A 15,944-nucleotide genomic window follows, 5' to 3' on the forward strand; every position below is an offset into this window, starting at 1 on the left:
GTCCTTCTGACTGCGGAGGCACGGCCGTGTGGATTGACCGCTCATCCAATCGTCTTCGACCGATTGCAGAGCGGCAATGCCCAATTGCCGGTTGAAATATTTTTCATTTGCAAATAGAAATGTTCAAAACGTTGATTTGGACGCTGCGGCGCGTCAGGAACTGGAGGAAGCGACATGTCCCATCCGCAATTTGCAGCGGAACTTCTGCAGCGCGCTGAACAGCAGGGGCCGATCACCATCGGGCTTGCCGGCGCCGGGCAGATGGGCACCGACATCGTCGTCCAGGTCGCGCTGATGCCGGGCATGCGGATCGGCGCCATTTCTGAAGTCAGGCCGCAGGCAGCGATCGACGCGGCGCTGCTCGCTGGCCATGACCATTCCGACATCGTTCAGGCCGGCAATGCCGCGGCGATCGACCGCGCCATCGAGGCGGGCAAGATCGCGGTGACCGAAGATTTGCATGCGCTGGCGGCGGCCGGCCGGATCGACGTCATCATCGACGCAACGGGCAATCCCAATATCGGCACGCTGTTTGCGCTCGAAGTAATGAAGAACGGCAAGCATATCGTAATGCTCAATGTCGAGGCCGACATCACCATCGGCCGCTTCCTGAAGGAGGAGGCACGCAAGGCCGGCGTCGTCTATACCGGTGCCGCCGGCGACGAGCCCGCCTGCACGCTGGAGATCATCGGCTTTGCTAAAAGCCTCGGCTTCAACATCATCGCCGCCGGCAAGGGCAAGAACAATCCGCTGAAGATCGACGCCATGCCGGCCGACTACGAGAAGGAGGCGGCCGAGCGCAACATGAATGCGCGCATGCTGGTCGAATTCGTCGACGGCTCGAAGACGGCGATCGAAATGGTGGCAATCGCCAATGCGACCGGCCTGGTGCCCGATGTGCCGGGCATGCACGGCCCGACCGCGACGCTGGAGGAGCTGGCAAGCGTGCTTTGCCCGCGCGAGGATGGCGGCGTGCTGCACCGCAAGGGCGTTGTCGATTACTCGATCGGCAAGGGTGTGGCGCCCGGCGTGTTCTGCATCATCGAGACCCGGCATCCGCGTGTGCTGGAGCGCATGATCGACCTCAAGGTCGGCCAAGGCCCCTATTTCACGATCTTCCGGCCCTATCATCTGACCAGCCTGGAAGTGCCGCTGTCGGCGGCGCGCGCGGTCGTCTACAAGCGTGCCGACATGGAGCCGCTCGACCATCCGGTCGCCGAGGCGGTGGCGGTTGCCAAGAGCGATCTCGGCGTTGGCCAATCTCTCGGCATGATCGGCGAGAACGACTATCGTGGCTTCGCCATGACCTGGGAGGATGCGCGCGCCCGCGGCGCCCTGCCGCTCGGCCTTGCTGAACGCGCCAAGGTGGTCAAGCCGCTCAAGACCGGCGACTTCCTGACCTATGAAAATTGTGTACCCGACGATTCGATGGTGATAACCCAGATCCGCCGCCGTCTCGACCAGTCAGACGGACGGTTCGCCACCAACGCGGCCTGACCCCGCCGGATCTCCGCCTGATGGAAGATGTCGTAATCGGGATCGACGCCTCGACCACGGCCGTGAAGGCAATTGCCTTCTCGCGCGACGGCGAGGAGCTGTTCCAGGCGCGCGAGCCGTACCCGCTTTCAAATCCGAAGCCCGGCCATTTCGAGCAGGACGCCGAACATTGGTGGACGGCGCTGCTTGGCGCATTGAAGCAGGTCACCGAGGCGGTCGGCGCTGCGCGGGTGGCGGCGATCTGCATCGCTCATCAGCGCGAGACCTTCACGCTGGTGGACAGCGCCGGCAAAGCACTCATCCCGGCGATCCTGTGGCTGGACGAACGCGCCCGTCCGCAGGTTATCAGGCTTTCGGCCGAACTCGGCCGCGAGGCGATCCGCGACTGGAGCGGCAAGCCGCCGGACCCGACGCCGGCACTCTACGCCGTCGCCTGGCTTACCGAGCACCAGCCTCAAGTGCTTCGCCAAGCAGCGGCGCTGGTCGACGTGCATGGATTCTTCGTCCAGCGGCTGACCGGGCGATTGGTCACCAGCACCGCAAGTGCGGATCCGCTCGGGCTGCTCGACGTCGAGAAGGGCACTTGGCGTCCAGAGCTCGTTGCGGCGGCGGGGCTGCAACTGGAGCAATTGCCCGAGCTGGTCGCGCCGGGCGTGGTCTGCGGCAATCTTTCCGCAAGCATAGCGCAGCTGACCGGCCTGAAGGCCGGCACGCCGGTTGTTGCCGGCGCCGGTGACGGCCAAGCTATGGGCCTTGGCATGGGCGTCTACGGCGAGGGCAAGAGCTATCTCTCGCTCGGCTCCGGCGTGGTCAGCGGCTGCTATTCCGGCAAGGTGAAAACCTCGGACGCTTTTCGAACGCTGGTCTCGCCGACCGGCTCCGGTTTCATGCTCGAGACCGTGCTGCGCTCGGGCATGCAGCTGGTCGACTGGATCGTTCGCACGACCGGTTCGCCGTCGGTGGCAGCGCTGGAGAAGGCTGCGCTGGATGTTGCCGCGGGCAGCGAGGGCCTGCTCATCATGCCCTATTGGGCCGGCGTCATGAGCCCCTATTGGGACGGTGCGGCGCGCGGCGCCATTGTCGGCCTGTCGCTCGACCACCGGCCGGAGCATCTCTTCCGCGCTGTCCTGGAAGGCATCGCGTTCGAGCAGGCCGTCGCCACCGAGGCCATGGAAGCCCGGGCGGGCGGACCGGCGGCGATGATTGCCGCGGGCGGCGGCACCAATTGCGCGCTGCTCATGCAGATCATGGCAAGCGTGCTCGAGCGGCCGCTCTCGGTCTCGCCGGTCAACGAAGCCGCCGCGCTCGGCGCTGCCATGCTGGCGGCAGCGGCTGTCGGCTGGTTTGCCTCGCCGGAAGCCGCCGCGCAGGCAATGGCTGCCGCTCCCGCCAGGCATGTCGATCCTGTCGACGGGCTTGTCGCCGCCTATCGCGACCGCAAGGCAATCTACCGCGACCTTTACCAGGCGACGCGCGATATCCACGCCCGCCTCGGCGCTCTCCGCGAAATCTAGCGGTTGAGCAGCCCCTTTGCCGCGTCTTCGTCGGTAATCAGAACCGATACCTTGGTGTTGGCGAGCGCAGCCCGCATCACCGCAACCTTCTCGCTGCCTCCCGACACCAGGATGATGCTCGGGATATCCGACAGATCCTGCAGCGGATAGGCGCAGACGCGGCGGTTGACCTCGTGGTCGACCGGGCGGCCCTTGGCGTCGATGAAATGACACAGAATATCGCCGACGGCACCGGCCGCCTGCAATTCCTCCAGTTCGCTTGGCTTGATGAAGCCATAATTGGCGATCGGGCTGTCGTTGGAAAACGAGCCGACGCTGAGCACGGCGATGTTTGCCCGGCGTGCGCGGAAGACGACGTCCTGAACGCTGCGCTGGCTCATGAAGGCGTCGCGCTGCTCCGGCCTGTCGGCATAGACCGGCACCGGCAGCAGGAAGCATTCCGCACCGATCTTTTCGGCGAAATCCCAGGCGCTTTCTGTCGGGTTGAGCGGCTGGGCATGGGTGAGGCCGCCAAGCATCGAAACCACCGTCGTCCTGGCGATGGGCCGCCGTGGCAATTCATTGATGGCGAATTTCAGTGTCCGCCCCCAGCCCAGCGCGATGACATCGCCGGCATTCACATGGTCGGCCAGGTAGGCGGCAGCGGCGTGGCCGATCATCAGCGGCGCATTGCTTCGGTCGGCTGCCGACGGCACGACCACGGCCTGGCTGAGCCCGAACCGCTGCTTCAGGCTTTCCTCCAAAATCACGCATTCGACGACGCTGTCACGGATGCGAAACTGGACGACCCCCTCTTCGCGGGCGGCGGAGAGAATGCGATGCACCTTGATGCGGCCGACGCCGAGAATTTCGGAAATCCGTTCCTGTGTAAGACCCTCGACGTAATAGTGCCAAGCGGCGCGGGCCTTGAGTTCGGCGTCGGGGAAGCGCGAGGCTCTTTCGTTCTCTACGATCGTCATCTGTTTGCCTTGCCGCAGCCGCCGGCTCTGCTCATGAAATTCCAATGCGGCGACTTCGAAATGCCCAAGATTTCGGAGACCTTGCGTAAGCCAAACCGGCGGACAGCGCAAACCCGTCCTCGAATGAAGCGGCAGGCCTTGACAATTTTCCCACGAACAGTTTAGCTGAACAAAATTGCATGTTAAAGATAAATTGTTCACAGGGAGGAGCCTGGTGAGCAAAGTGGCGCGGTGATGCAGCGCCGGATTGCTGTGGAGGAGACAAAGTGGCTGTGAGCAACGACACAAGCAATTTGAAGGCAGGCGAGTTGAAGGCAGGCTCTGGCGCGCAGGCTACGGCGGGCGCAAGGTTTTCAGCTGTCTTTGCCGGAACCATGGGTCCGCTGATCGGGCTGGTTCTGCTGTGCCTGGCGCTCTCGCTGACTACCGACACGTTCCTGACCATCCGCAACATCCTCAACGTGCTCGACCAGGTCACCGTGCTCGGCATCATGGCGATCGGCATGACGCTGGTCATTCTGATCGGCGGTATCGACCTGTCCGTCGGCTCGGTGCTGGCACTGGCTTCCATGGTGATGGGCTTCGTCGCCCATCCGGACTATCTCAATCTCGGCCTGCCCGCCGGCATCGCCGCGGCCCTCGTCGTCGCCGGTCTTTGCGGCCTGGTTTCGGGCCTGCTGGTCACGATCACCAAGCTGCCACCCTTCATCGCCACGTTGGCGATGATGTCGGTGGCGCGCGGTCTCGCCAACATGATCACCGACGGCTCGCAGATCGTCGGCTTTCCCGACTGGTTCACCAGCCTGTCGATCATCCGCCATTTTGGCTTCCTCTCGATCACCGTCGGGCTGATGATCGTGCTTGCCGTCATTTTCGCAATCTTCCTGAACTACCGCGCCACCGGCCGTAGCCTGTACGCAATCGGCGGCAGTGCCGAAGTCGCCCGGCTGTCCGGCATACCGGTCAAGTCGCTGACGAACTGGGTCTATGCGATCTGCGCCGTGCTGGCCGGCCTCGCCGGCATCGTGCTTGCCGCGCGGCTCGATTCCGTCCAGCCGAGCTCCGGCCTCGGCTACGAACTCGACACCATCGCGGCGGTAGTGATCGGCGGCGCCAGCCTGTCGGGCGGCGTCGGCTCGATCGGCGGCACCGCCATCGGCGTCCTCATCATCGGCGTGCTGCGCAACGGGCTGAACCTGCTCGGTGTCTCGCCCTTCATCCAGCAAGTGGTTATCGGCGTGGTGATCGCGCTGGCGGTGGCCACCGACACCTGGCGGCGCCGAGCACAATGAAGAATGGGCACAATGAAGAATGGGCACAATGAAGAATTGGGCTCAATGAGATTCGCCCTGATATTCGGGCGAAAACGGATCGGTGATCCGAAACTGGGAGTTGTTCGGCCAAGGGGCGCCGCGATGCGCGGGCAGGACAGATTGAACATCAACGGAGGAATAAACATGCTGACCAAACGTTCATTGCTGCTTGCCGCCGCGGCCGTCATCCCGCTGCTTGGCCTGTCCGATATGGCCTCGGCCAAGGAGGCCAAGAAGCTCGGCCTCGCCGTCGCCAATCTGCAGGCCGACTTCTTCAACCAGATCAAGCAGTCCGTCGAAGCCTACGGCAAGGAAAAGGGCATAGAGGTCGTTACCGTCGATGCCAAGGGCGATTCGGCGACCCAGGTCAGCCAAGTGCAGGACCTGATCACGCAAAACATCGACGCGCTGATCTACATTCCGGCCGGCGCCACCGCCGCCACCGTGCCGACCAAGACGGCCAAGGCGGCCGGCATCCCAGTGATCAATGTCGATCGCAACGCCGACGGCGCACCCGGCGACACATTCATCGCCACCAACAGCGTGGCATCGGCCAAGGCGGTTTGCGACTACATCGCCAAGCAGGCCGGCGGCAAGGGCGAGTTGATCATCATCCACGGCCAGAAGGGTACGACGCCCGAGGTCGATCGCTCGAAGGGCTGCGGCGAAGCGTTGAAGGGCTATCCCGACATCAAGGTGGTCGGCGAATTGTGGAGCGAAGGCTGGCACCAGGACGAAGGCTTCAAGCTGACGCAGGATCTGTTGCAGTCGCATCCGGATGTGTCGATCGTCATCGGCCAGGCCGACGCGCTGGCGCTCGGTGCGGCGCAGGCGGTAAAGGTCGCCAATCCTGGCCACAAGGTCTGGGTTGCCGGCTTCGACGGCGACGTGGCGGCGCTCAAGGCACTGAAGGACGGCGTCTTCGACGTGACGGCAACGCAGCAGACGCAAGGCATGGGCCGGCTTGCCGTCGACGCGGCAATCAAGCTGGTGGCCGGCGAGACCATTCCCGCCGAACAGCTGCAGGATGCGACTTTGACCACCAAGGACAATGTCGAGCAGTTCATCGCCAAGCATCCCTGATTGAGACCAGTCCGGCAGTCAACGAGCGCAACGATGTCCACCGATCCTCGCCATACGCACAGCCCCCATAACGGGCTCGTCGTCAGCGGCCTCTGCAAGAGCTACGGGCCGGTGCAGGTCCTGGCCGATGCGAGCTTCGAGGTGCGGCCGGGCGAGGTCGTGGCGCTGCTTGGCGAAAACGGCGCCGGCAAGTCGACCGTCTCGAACATCATCGCCGGGTCGACGAAACCCGATGCCGGCACCATCACCTGGCGGGGGAACCCTTATTCCCCCGCCAATCCTGCCGCGGCGATCGACGCCGGCATCGGCATGATCCACCAGGAGCTGAAGCTCTTGCCCGATCTGTCGGTCGCCGAAAACGTCTATGTGGGGCGCCTGCCGATGCGCGGCGGCCGCATCGACCGCGCGGCAATGAATGCACGGGCATCGGCCCAGTTGAAGCGCCTCGGCCTCGATGTCCCGCCCGAGCGCAAAGTGCGCACGCTGCGTATCGCCGCCCAGCAGCAGGTCGAAATCGCCAAGGCGCTGACGCTCAATGCCGAGCTGCTGATCTTCGACGAACCGACGGCCGCCCTTGGCGGCGACGAAACGGAGCTCCTGTTCCAGCAAATCCGCAAGCTCAAGGCGGAAGGCATGTCCTTCATCTATATTAGCCACCGGCTGGACGAGATCGCCCAAATCGCCGACCGCGTGGTGGTGATGCGCGACGGGCGCATCGTCGCCCGGCACGAGCGCGCCGACATTCCGGTGCGCACCGTGGTCGAGCAGATGGTCGGCCGCAGCGTCGAGCGGATGTTCCCTACGGTATCGGCGCCGGGCAACGACACGCTGCTCGAAGTCGAGAACCTGTCCTCGCCGGAACGCAGCTTTCAAAATGTCAGCTTTTCAGTGCGGGCCGGCGAAATCCTCGGCATTGCCGGGCTGATCGGCGCCGGACGCACGGAGCTGGTGCGGGCGATCGCCGGTGCCGATCCGATCTCATCGGGTTCGGTGCGCGTCGCCGGCAAGCCGGTGCACCTCAATGGCCCGGCGGCGGGGATCAAGGCCGGCGTCGTTCTCGTACCGGAAGACCGCAAGGCGCAAGGCGTGGTGCTCGATCAGACGATCGGCGAGAACCTGGCGATCGGCAATTTCGACCATGTCGCGCCGAATGGCTGGGTGTTCCCGAAGGCGGTGCAGAAATTCGCCGAGGCCGGCATTCGCCGGCTCGGCGTCAAGGGCCGGCCGAACCAGGCGGTCAGCAAGCTCTCCGGCGGCAACCAGCAGAAGGTGATCATCGCCAAATGGGTGTCGCGCCCGCCCAAGGTGTTCATCCTGGACGAGCCGACGCGCGGCATAGACGTCGGTGCACGCGCCGCGATCTATGATGTCATCGCCGACCTTGCCCGTTCCGGCATGGCGGTGGTGGTGGTGAGTTCCGATCTCGAGGAAGTGCTCGGCCTGTCGCATCGCGTGCTGGTGCTGAGCCGCGGCCGGCAACGCGGCATTCTCGACCGCAGCGAAGCGAGCAATGTCGCCGTGATGGAACTCGCCACGAGCTAGGACGGCCCATCGAAACAAAGCGCAGCAGGTGGTATCCTCCCGGGCACCAGACCGCGCGGGGCGCCAGCAACAGAGTTGGCGCCCCTTTATTTCCGGAGGACGGCGGTTGGAACAGAGGGACCGACGATGAAACTATTCGAACTTCATGGTGACGTGGCACTTGTTACGGGCGCCGGCAGCGGCATCGGCCAAGCAATCGCCATCGGCTTGGCCGGGGCCGGCGCCGACATAGCCTGCTTCGGCCACGCCTCCAAAGGCGGGCTGGAGGAGACCGCGCACCGGATCACGGCACTTGGCCGCAAGGCGCTGGTGCTGAACGGCACGGTGACTTCAGAGGCCGATCTTGCGGCCGCGATCGAGCGTACGGAGAAGGAACTCGGCGCGCTGACGGTCGCCGTCAACAATGCCGGCGTCGCCGGAGCTGAGCCGGCCGAGACGCTGTCGCTGGAGAAATGGCAGAAGCTCTACGACGTCAATGTCAGCGGCGTGTTCCTGTCCTGCCAGGCCGAGGCCCGCGCCATGCTGACGCGGCGCAAAGGCTCGATCATCAACATCGCCTCGATGTCGGGCTCGATCGTCAATCGCGGCCTGACCCAGGCGCATTACAATTCGTCGAAGGCCGCGGTCATCCACATGTCGAAGAGCCTGGCCATGGAATGGGCCGATCGCGGCCTGCGCGTCAATGTCGTCAGCCCCGGCTACACGCTGACGCCGATGAACAAGCGACCTGAGGTCGCCGACCAGGTCAAAATCTTCGAGCGCGACACGCCGATGGGCCGCATGGCGGCGCCGGAAGAAATGGTCGGCCCGACCGTGTTCCTGGCCAGCCGCGCCTCGAGTTTCGTCACCGGCATCGACCTGATCGTCGATGGCGGCTTCGTCTGCTGGTAGGAGAAAAGATGCAGAAGCGATTCCAGGGAAAAACGGCGGTCATCACCGGCGCCAGCGGCGGCATTGGGGCGGCAATGGCCAGGCGCTTCGCCGCGGAAGGTGCGGCGGTCGTCGTCAGCGCCATCGACGCGCGCGTCGATGAGGTTGCCGCCGACCTGAAGGCTGCGGGCGCCAGGGTCGCATCGCTGCGCATGGACGTGACCAGGAAGGACGAGGTCGTCGCCCTCTATGACCTGGCCGAGCAAGAGTTCGGCCGCGTCGACATCTCCGTGCAGAATGCCGGCGTCATCACCATCGCCAGGATCGAGGCGATGACAGAGGCCGAATGGGACAAGGTGATGGCGGTCAACACCAAGGGCGTGTTCCTGTGCTGCCAGGAGGCGATCGCGCGCATCCGCAAGCACGGCGACGGCGGCCGGCTGATCAACACCGCATCCGGCCAGGCGCGGCAGGGCTTTATCTACACGCCGCATTATGCGGCCTCGAAATTCGGCGTCGTCGGCATCACCCAGAGCCTGGCCAAGGAAGTGGCAAAGGAGAAGATCACCGTCAACGCGATCTGCCCCGGCATCATCGACACCGACATGTGGGCCTATAACGACGCGGCGTGGGGCAAGCTGATGGGCGATTACAAGCCCGGCGAACTGATGGCCGAATGGGTGAAGAACATCCCGATGGGCCGCGCCGGCAGCGGCGAGGATGTCTCCGGCCTGGTCAGCTTTCTCGCCAGCGACGATGCAGCCTACATCACCGGGCAGACCATCAATGTCGATGGCGGCCTGATCATGTCGTGAGGATACTCGGGCGCCAGTGCCCTGTCCGAATTGCATGACCGTGACGGCATTACGCGTTGCGAGACATGAATGTTGGTATATATAATTTCATCCCATGAAACGGCTCTGGCGAGATGGGTTCGCCAGGCCGACAGCTGAGATCATGGGACCTTGATGGCTCGCACCTTTCAGAGCGCCGCCAGACCGGCGATCGATCCGCGGACTGCCTTGGCAGCAATCCATCAGCAGCCATGACACGGTCCCCTCCGGCACATCTTCACAAAATTGGGCATCATCCGCTCTGCGCCGCTTCAGCGCCGGCAGCAATCTGGCGCCAACGCCCTTGCGCAACGACCAGCTTTTCCAACACAATCAAAAAAAGACGCAAGAAGGGAACGAACGATAACTTCACCAGAGCTTGACAGGAGAACAAGCATGTCACTTCGGAACATGATTTCGAGTTTCTCAATGGGAGCCTTAATACTTACCGCGGCGAGCGCGCTGACGTCTTCGGCCCATGCGGCAGCGCCGGAATCCAACGACCCGATCAAGATCGCGCTGTTCGACTGGACCAGCGTCAATCTGAACGCCAAGATCCTCGGCGGCATCCTCGAAAAGCTCGGCTACACCGTCGAGTATCCGACCGCCGACTATCTCTCCAGCCTGACCACCGGCCTGACCAATGGCGACATCGATGTCGGCCTGGAATTCTGGGACACGACGGCCGGCGAGGCGATGAAGGCCTCGGACGCGACCGGCCAGACCGAACGCCTCGGCAAGCTCGGACCCAAGGCCAAGGAAGAATGGTGGTTTCCCGAATATATGAAAGAGAAATGCCCCGTCCTGCCGAACTGGGAAGCGCTGAAAGACCCGAAATGCGCCGAAGCATTCTCGACCGCCGAAACCGCGCCGAAGGGGCGTTATCTCGGCGGCCCCGTAACATGGGAAGGTTTTGACGACGAACGCGTCGAGGCGCTGAAACTGCCCTTCACCGTCATCCATGCCGGTACCGATGCGGCGATGTTCGCCGAACTGGACTCGGCCTATCAGCGCAAGGCGCCGATCATGCTGTGGATCTATTCGCCGCATTGGGCGCCGGCTAAATACAAGGGCGAATGGGTCGAATTCCCCGACTATACGCCGGAATGCTACAACGACCCGAAATGGGGCGTGAACCCCGACGCCAAATATGACTGCGGCAAGCCGCATGGCGAGATCTGGAAATATTCCTGGGCCGGCATGAAGGACAAATGGCCGGTCGCCTACAAGGTCGCGAAAAACTACACGGTCGATACCGACGAGCTCAACAAGATGAGCGGCGAGATCGATCTCGAAGGCAAGACGCCGGAAGATGTCGCCGCCGCCTGGATCGCCGCCCACGAAGCCGACTGGAAAGCCTGGGCCGAGTGACCGTCTGACTGGAAACGCGACGACCCGGCCATTCAGGGCCGGGTCTCGGTCCCCTATTCCAGAAGGACGATTGAATGAGCGATACGATTGAACAGGCGGCGAAAGCGGGCAACGATGCACGCCCGATAAAGCTTGCCTGCCGCAATGTCTGGAAGCTGTTTGGCGCGGACGCGGCCAATTTCATCCGCCGGCGCGACGGCAAGGCCAGCATGACGGACATCGCCGCGGCCGGACTGGTTGGGGCGGTGCGCGCCGTCGATCTCGAAATCCGCCAGGGCGGGATCTTCATCATCATGGGACTTTCGGGGTCAGGCAAGTCGACGCTGGTGCGCTGCATGTCGCGGCTGATCGAGCCGACCCACGGCAAGGTCGAGTTTGAAGGCAAGGACCTGCTCAAGATTTCCGATGCCGCGCTGATCGAGCTGCGACGCCATCGCATGGGTATGGTGTTCCAGAATTTTGCCTTGCTGCCGCATCTCAACGTACTGGAGAACATCGCCTTTCCCTTGGGCATCCAGGGGCAGGACCGGCCGACGCGCGAGAAGCGAGCCCGTGAAGTCATCGAGCTGGTTGGCTTGCGCGGCCGCGAGCATTTCTATCCGCGCGAGCTTTCCGGCGGACAGCAGCAGCGTGTCGGTATCGCCCGCAGCCTCGCCACGAAGCCGGAAATCTGGTTCCTGGACGAGCCGTTCTCGGCCCTCGATCCGCTGATCCGCCGTGAGATGCAGGACGAGTTGATGCGGCTGCAGACCATGCTGCACAAGACGATCGTCTTCATTACCCATGATTTCGACGAGGCCATCCGGCTGGCCGACCGGATCGCCATCATGAAGGACGGCGAGGTCATCCAGATCGGCACGCCGGAAGAGCTGGTGGTCAATCCGGCGACCGACTATGTCGCCGAATTCACCCGCGATGTCGATCGCGCCAAGGTGATATCGGCGCGCAGCCTGATGCGCGCCTGCGACGGCGCCGAGTACGGCGGCACGGTCGCGCCCGATGCCAAGATATCAAGTTTTTCGGCTGATATCGTCTCTGCCGGCAAGCCCTTCGCGGTGGTCAACGGCACCGGCAAGCCGATCGGCTTAGTCACACCGCAGGCGGTGATCGATCTTCTGGCCGGCATAGAACGTCGTGGGGCCGGCGCATGACCGTCACGGCAAGCGCCAGCGCAGCGAGGCCCCGGCCGGTTCAAACCTGGCTGGCGATCTGGGCCTGTGCGCTCGCCGCCGTGCTTGTCGTCTTCCTGCTGCAGGAAAGCCTGCCCTGGGCGGTCGATTACCCGGCCGGCGCGATCGTTCCTGTCGCAGACTGGGTCGGTGCACTGATGAACTGGGTGAAGTCGAATTTCTCCTGGCTGACCCGTTCGATCACCGCGGTGCTCGGCGTGCCGCTCGATTTCGCGCTCGCTCTTCTGGCCAAGAATTTCAAGATCGGCCATGGCGCCGATATGGTCGTGTTGCCGCGCCTGTCCTGGGTCGGCGTCTGCGCTGCCGCCTACCTTGCCGGACGCGCCGCCGGCGGCTGGAAGCTGGGTGCGCTGGCCGGCGGCTGTTTTCTCTACATCGCGCTGTTCGGGCAGTGGACCAGCGCCATGCTGACGCTGGGCTTAATCTCGATCGCTGTGCCGTTTTGCATTGTCACCGGGCTGTTCGCCGGCATCTGGGCATGGCGCAAGCCCTGGGCGGAGAGGCTGTTGATCTCCCCTGCCCTCGATCTGATGCAGACGATCCCGACCTTCGCCTATCTCATCCCGATGCTGCTTCTGTTCGGCAACAGCCCGGTCTCGGCAATGATCGCGACGGCAATTTTCGCGACGCCGCCAATGGTGCGGGCGACGATGCTCGGCCTGTCGCGGGTGCCGTCGGAGATCGACGATTTCAGCGAGATGGCCGGCTGCACGGCACGGCAGAAGCTGTGGCGGGTGCTGTTGCCGTCGGCGCGGCCGACATTGATGGTCGGCGTCAACCAGGTCATCATGCTGGCGCTCAATATGGTGATCATCGCTTCGATGATCGGCGCCGGTGGGCTCGGCTATGATGTGCTTTTGGCGTTGCGCGCGCTCAAGGTCGGCGAGGCGCTGGAAGCTGGCCTCGCCATCGTCGCACTGGCGATTGCACTCGACCGGCTGAGCCAGGCGATCGCGCACAATCACGCCAAGGGCAATGTCCGCCATCAGGCCGGCACCAGCTTCTGGCGGCGTTATCCCAACCTGACGCTGGCCGTCGCCATTCTCGCCGTCACCACGCTGCTCGGCCTGTTCGTGCCGGCCTTCGCCGCGGTGCCGAAAGCGATCACCTTCACCACCGCGCCTTTGTGGAAGGCGGCGGTGAACTGGATCACCATCAACTTCTTCGACACGATCGAAGCGTTCCGCGTGGCGCTTATCCTCAACGTGCTGAACCCGGTGCGCGCCTTCTGCGAGGGCTTTCCGTGGCTGGGCGCGGTTTGTCTCCTTGGCCTTGCCGGATACCAGCTCGGCGGCTTCCGCCTCGCCGCCCTGGTCGCGGCATTGACAGCGTTCTGCGCCGTCACCGGCCTTTGGGAAAAGACCATGGCGACGGTCTATTTGTGCGGCATCTCGGCCTTTATCGCTTGCCTCATCGGCATTCCGATCGGGCTGATGGCATCGCGCAGCGACCGCTTCGAAAAGACCGTCACGCCGGTCATCGACACACTGCAGGTGCTGCCGTCGTTCTGCTTCATCATTCCGGTGGTGATGCTGTTCAGGGTCGGCGACGTCACCGCGATGATCGCCACCGTCGCCTTCGCCGTGGTGCCGGCGATCCGCTACACCAATCACGGCATCCGGCAGGTGCCACCGGCGCTGATCGAGGCGGCGAAGGTTTCGGGCTGCACCAGGCGCCAGACCTTCTTTCGCGTGCAGCTGCCGCTGGCGCTTCCAGAGATCATGCTTGGCGTCAACCAGACGATCCTGATGGCACTGGCGATGATCATCATCTGCGCCATGGTCGGCACCCGCGATCTCGGCCAGGAGGTGTTCATCGCCCTGTCCAAGGCCGATTCCGGCCGCGGCATCGTCGCCGGCCTGGCCATTGCCTTCATCGGCATCGTCGCCGACCGGCTGTTCAACGCCTGGACGGCGAAGGCTCGCGCAAGGCTGGGATAGTCCGGAATAGGACGGCCTCAGGAAGCTGCCGCCAAGCGCGCCGTTAACGAGGCACCGATCCCTACGCCTAAAGATATAGCCATTCGGGATGATTGCTCGCTGTTACCTCACATCGTACGGCTGTCATCGGACGGGCAGGCTTAACAGGAGAGCGAACAATGGCTATACGCGTTCCCTTTACTCCCGGTGATCTAGTAGATCGTCAACGGGGCACCGATGACGTCCTCGCAGGCGATCTAAATACAAACACCTTAATCGGCGATGCTGGCGGCAGCCTGCTAGATTTCTCGAGGGGCGGCAACGACATCTTCACGGGATCGCCATCCTCCACCACCACTGCTTACGGAGATGCCGGCGAGGATAGCTCGGACCACAGCAAGGGCGGCGACGACAGTTTCACAGGCGCCTCGCTGGGCACCTACGTCTTCTACGGTGACGTCGGCGGCAACATGTTCGTTCATGCTCTGGGCGGAGACGACAGTTTTAGAGCCGAGGGCGACTCCTTCAACACTTTTTACGGCGATGCCGGCGGCGATATGTCGGACCACAGCAAGGGCGGCAACGATACGTTGAGCAGTGAAGTGGGTAGACGGGTAGACAACACGTTCTACGGTGACGCCGGCGGCAACATGTTCGGCTTTGCTCAAGGCGGCGACGACATTTTCGTGACCAGCACTCGACAAGGAGCCGATCACACCTTTTACGGTGACGCGGGCGGCGAGATGTCCGACCATGGCAAGGGCGGCAACGACACCTTCCAGGGCTCGATAGAAGCCAATAACATTTTTCTACGGTGACGCGGGCAGCAACATGTCCGGCAATGCGCAAGGCGGCGACGACAATTTCACGAGCAGGACCGACTCCTTCAACACTTTCTACGGCGATGCCGGCGGCGATATGTCGGCCTACAGCAAGGGTGGCAACGATACCTTCACGGGTGGCTTCTTTTCCACCAACACTTTCTTCGGCGACGCCGGCGGCAACATGTCTGACCATGCTCAGGGCGGCGACGACCACTATACGGACCTGGGTGGGGAGATCGGGAGCAAAACTCTTTATGGCGATGCGGGCGGTGATCTTTCCGGTTTCGCCGCGGGCGGCAACGACACTTTCACGAGCGCGGGTGGCTCGGAGATAACTTTCTACGGGGACGCGGGCGGCAGTATGTTCGACCACGCGCTGGGGGGCGACGACGTGGCCGTGCTGCAAGGCACTCATAATTTGGGGTATGGCGATGCGGTCACGATGCTCGGCAGCGCTGTGGGCGGCAATGATACCCTGACTGGCGGGGACAAAAGCGCCTTTCCTGATGTTCTAAACGAGTTATACGGCGACGCGCGCTCTATGTCCGGTTCCGCCCAGGGGGGCAACGACATTCTTACCGGGGGCCACAACAGCGAAAGCGGCCAGGTCCGTAACTTCCTGTGCGGCGACGCTGTGCAAATGTCCGGTTCGGCCAAGGGCGGAAACGATACCCTGTACGCCGGGAGCGCGGCACCCGGCTGCACGGTCATCAATGACATGTGGGGCGACGGGCAACTGAGCGAGTTCGCTCAGGGCGGCAGAGACCAATTCATATTCAAGGACGATGGTTCCATGACGGTCGGAACCCAAAACACCATCTACGATTTCAGCCAGACCCAAGGCGACACTATCGTGTTTAGTGGCGTGGAGGGCGTGCAATCGTTCGATGATCTCACTATTGCGCAAACTGGAACCGACACCATCATTACCGCGGGAGTCGATCAAGTTACTCTCGCAAACTTTACGAACACGCTGACAACAAGTGACTTTTTGTTCGTCTGAGAGAATGAACACCTACCCTTTTCGAA

The 15,944-nt window shown here is 63.2% G+C and carries 13 protein-coding genes; 12 read left to right on the top strand and 1 reads right to left on the bottom strand.

Features of this window, described 5'->3' with window-relative positions; all coding sequences use genetic code 11:
* Nucleotides 1-174 precede the first annotated feature (174 nt).
* Entirely contained in the window at nt 175-1,497 is a 1,323-nt protein-coding gene (locus tag NKJ84_RS03160; protein WP_254820384.1) for an NAD(P)H-dependent oxidoreductase, read from the top strand.
* Between the two features lie 20 nt (nt 1,498-1,517).
* A complete protein-coding gene (locus NKJ84_RS03165; protein ID WP_352505280.1) occupies nt 1,518-3,011 on the top strand; it encodes a xylulokinase in 1,494 nt (497 codons plus the stop codon).
* Here the strand turns inward: NKJ84_RS03165 and NKJ84_RS03170 are convergent.
* A complete protein-coding gene (locus NKJ84_RS03170; RefSeq protein ID WP_352505281.1) occupies nt 3,008-3,970 on the bottom strand; it encodes a sugar-binding transcriptional regulator in 963 nt (320 codons plus the stop codon). The two genes, NKJ84_RS03165 and NKJ84_RS03170, sit on opposite strands and share 4 nt — an antisense overlap.
* A gap of 308 nt (nt 3,971-4,278) precedes the next feature.
* Between NKJ84_RS03170 and NKJ84_RS03175 the strand changes: the two genes are divergently transcribed.
* From NKJ84_RS03175 to NKJ84_RS03220, 10 genes are all read left to right on the top strand, one after another.
* Complete coding sequence (locus tag NKJ84_RS03175) at nt 4,279-5,262, top strand: ABC transporter permease (RefSeq protein ID WP_502896032.1); 984 nt, start codon at nt 4,279-4,281, stop codon at nt 5,260-5,262.
* A 165-nt stretch (nt 5,263-5,427) separates the two neighbouring features.
* Complete coding sequence (locus tag NKJ84_RS03180; protein ID WP_254820381.1) at nt 5,428-6,366, top strand: sugar ABC transporter substrate-binding protein; 939 nt, start codon at nt 5,428-5,430, stop codon at nt 6,364-6,366.
* Between the two features lie 33 nt (nt 6,367-6,399).
* Nucleotides 6,400-7,908: a sugar ABC transporter ATP-binding protein gene (locus tag NKJ84_RS03185; RefSeq protein ID WP_352505283.1), complete on the top strand. Its 1,509-nt coding sequence runs from the start codon at nt 6,400-6,402 to the stop codon at nt 7,906-7,908.
* 126 nt (nt 7,909-8,034) lie between these two features.
* Nucleotides 8,035-8,799 (top strand): SDR family oxidoreductase, encoded by a 765-nt coding sequence (locus tag NKJ84_RS03190; RefSeq protein WP_352505284.1) that lies wholly within the window; start codon nt 8,035-8,037, stop codon nt 8,797-8,799.
* A gap of 8 nt (nt 8,800-8,807) precedes the next feature.
* Nucleotides 8,808-9,593 (top strand): SDR family oxidoreductase, encoded by a 786-nt coding sequence (locus tag NKJ84_RS03195; protein WP_352505285.1) that lies wholly within the window; start codon nt 8,808-8,810, stop codon nt 9,591-9,593.
* A gap of 414 nt (nt 9,594-10,007) precedes the next feature.
* A complete protein-coding gene (locus tag NKJ84_RS03200) occupies nt 10,008-10,982 on the top strand; it encodes an ABC transporter substrate-binding protein (RefSeq protein WP_352505286.1) in 975 nt (324 codons plus the stop codon).
* Nucleotides 10,983-11,056: 74 nt separating this feature from the next.
* A complete protein-coding gene (locus tag NKJ84_RS03205) occupies nt 11,057-12,133 on the top strand; it encodes a quaternary amine ABC transporter ATP-binding protein (RefSeq protein ID WP_352505287.1) in 1,077 nt (358 codons plus the stop codon).
* A complete protein-coding gene (locus NKJ84_RS03210; protein ID WP_352505288.1) occupies nt 12,130-14,112 on the top strand; it encodes an ABC transporter permease in 1,983 nt (660 codons plus the stop codon). The genes NKJ84_RS03205 and NKJ84_RS03210 overlap by 4 nt, the downstream gene beginning before the upstream one ends.
* Before the next feature lie 158 nt (nt 14,113-14,270).
* Complete coding sequence (locus NKJ84_RS03215) at nt 14,271-14,909, top strand: hypothetical protein (protein WP_352505289.1); 639 nt, start codon at nt 14,271-14,273, stop codon at nt 14,907-14,909.
* A gap of 13 nt (nt 14,910-14,922) precedes the next feature.
* The gene (locus tag NKJ84_RS03220; protein WP_352505290.1) at nt 14,923-15,918 is read left to right on the top strand and encodes a calcium-binding protein; all 996 of its coding nucleotides are present in this window, start codon (nt 14,923-14,925) and stop codon (nt 15,916-15,918) included.
* Nucleotides 15,919-15,944: the final 26 nt, after the last annotated feature.

The organism is Mesorhizobium sp. M0048, from assembly GCF_040323405.1.
GTDB lineage: Bacteria > Pseudomonadota > Alphaproteobacteria > Rhizobiales > Rhizobiaceae > Mesorhizobium.

What these genes read in the sequence shown, in the direction of transcription:
- NKJ84_RS03210 (WP_352505288.1), top strand. Translation starts at nt 12,130, where the DNA reads ATGACCGTCACGGCAAGCGCCAGCGCAGCGAGGCCCCGGCCGGTTCAA.
- NKJ84_RS03180 (WP_254820381.1), top strand. Translation starts at nt 5,428, where the DNA reads ATGCTGACCAAACGTTCATTGCTGCTTGCCGCCGCGGCCGTCATCCCG.
- NKJ84_RS03195 (WP_352505285.1), top strand. Translation starts at nt 8,808, where the DNA reads ATGCAGAAGCGATTCCAGGGAAAAACGGCGGTCATCACCGGCGCCAGC.
- NKJ84_RS03160 (WP_254820384.1), top strand. Translation starts at nt 175, where the DNA reads ATGTCCCATCCGCAATTTGCAGCGGAACTTCTGCAGCGCGCTGAACAG.
- NKJ84_RS03185 (WP_352505283.1), top strand. Translation starts at nt 6,400, where the DNA reads ATGTCCACCGATCCTCGCCATACGCACAGCCCCCATAACGGGCTCGTC.
- NKJ84_RS03205 (WP_352505287.1), top strand. Translation starts at nt 11,057, where the DNA reads ATGAGCGATACGATTGAACAGGCGGCGAAAGCGGGCAACGATGCACGC.
- NKJ84_RS03170 (WP_352505281.1), bottom strand. Translation starts at nt 3,970, where the DNA reads ATGACGATCGTAGAGAACGAAAGAGCCTCGCGCTTCCCCGACGCCGAA.
- NKJ84_RS03190 (WP_352505284.1), top strand. Translation starts at nt 8,035, where the DNA reads ATGAAACTATTCGAACTTCATGGTGACGTGGCACTTGTTACGGGCGCC.
- NKJ84_RS03200 (WP_352505286.1), top strand. Translation starts at nt 10,008, where the DNA reads ATGTCACTTCGGAACATGATTTCGAGTTTCTCAATGGGAGCCTTAATA.
- NKJ84_RS03165 (WP_352505280.1), top strand. Translation starts at nt 1,518, where the DNA reads ATGGAAGATGTCGTAATCGGGATCGACGCCTCGACCACGGCCGTGAAG.
- NKJ84_RS03220 (WP_352505290.1), top strand. Translation starts at nt 14,923, where the DNA reads ATGTCCGGCAATGCGCAAGGCGGCGACGACAATTTCACGAGCAGGACC.
- NKJ84_RS03215 (WP_352505289.1), top strand. Translation starts at nt 14,271, where the DNA reads ATGGCTATACGCGTTCCCTTTACTCCCGGTGATCTAGTAGATCGTCAA.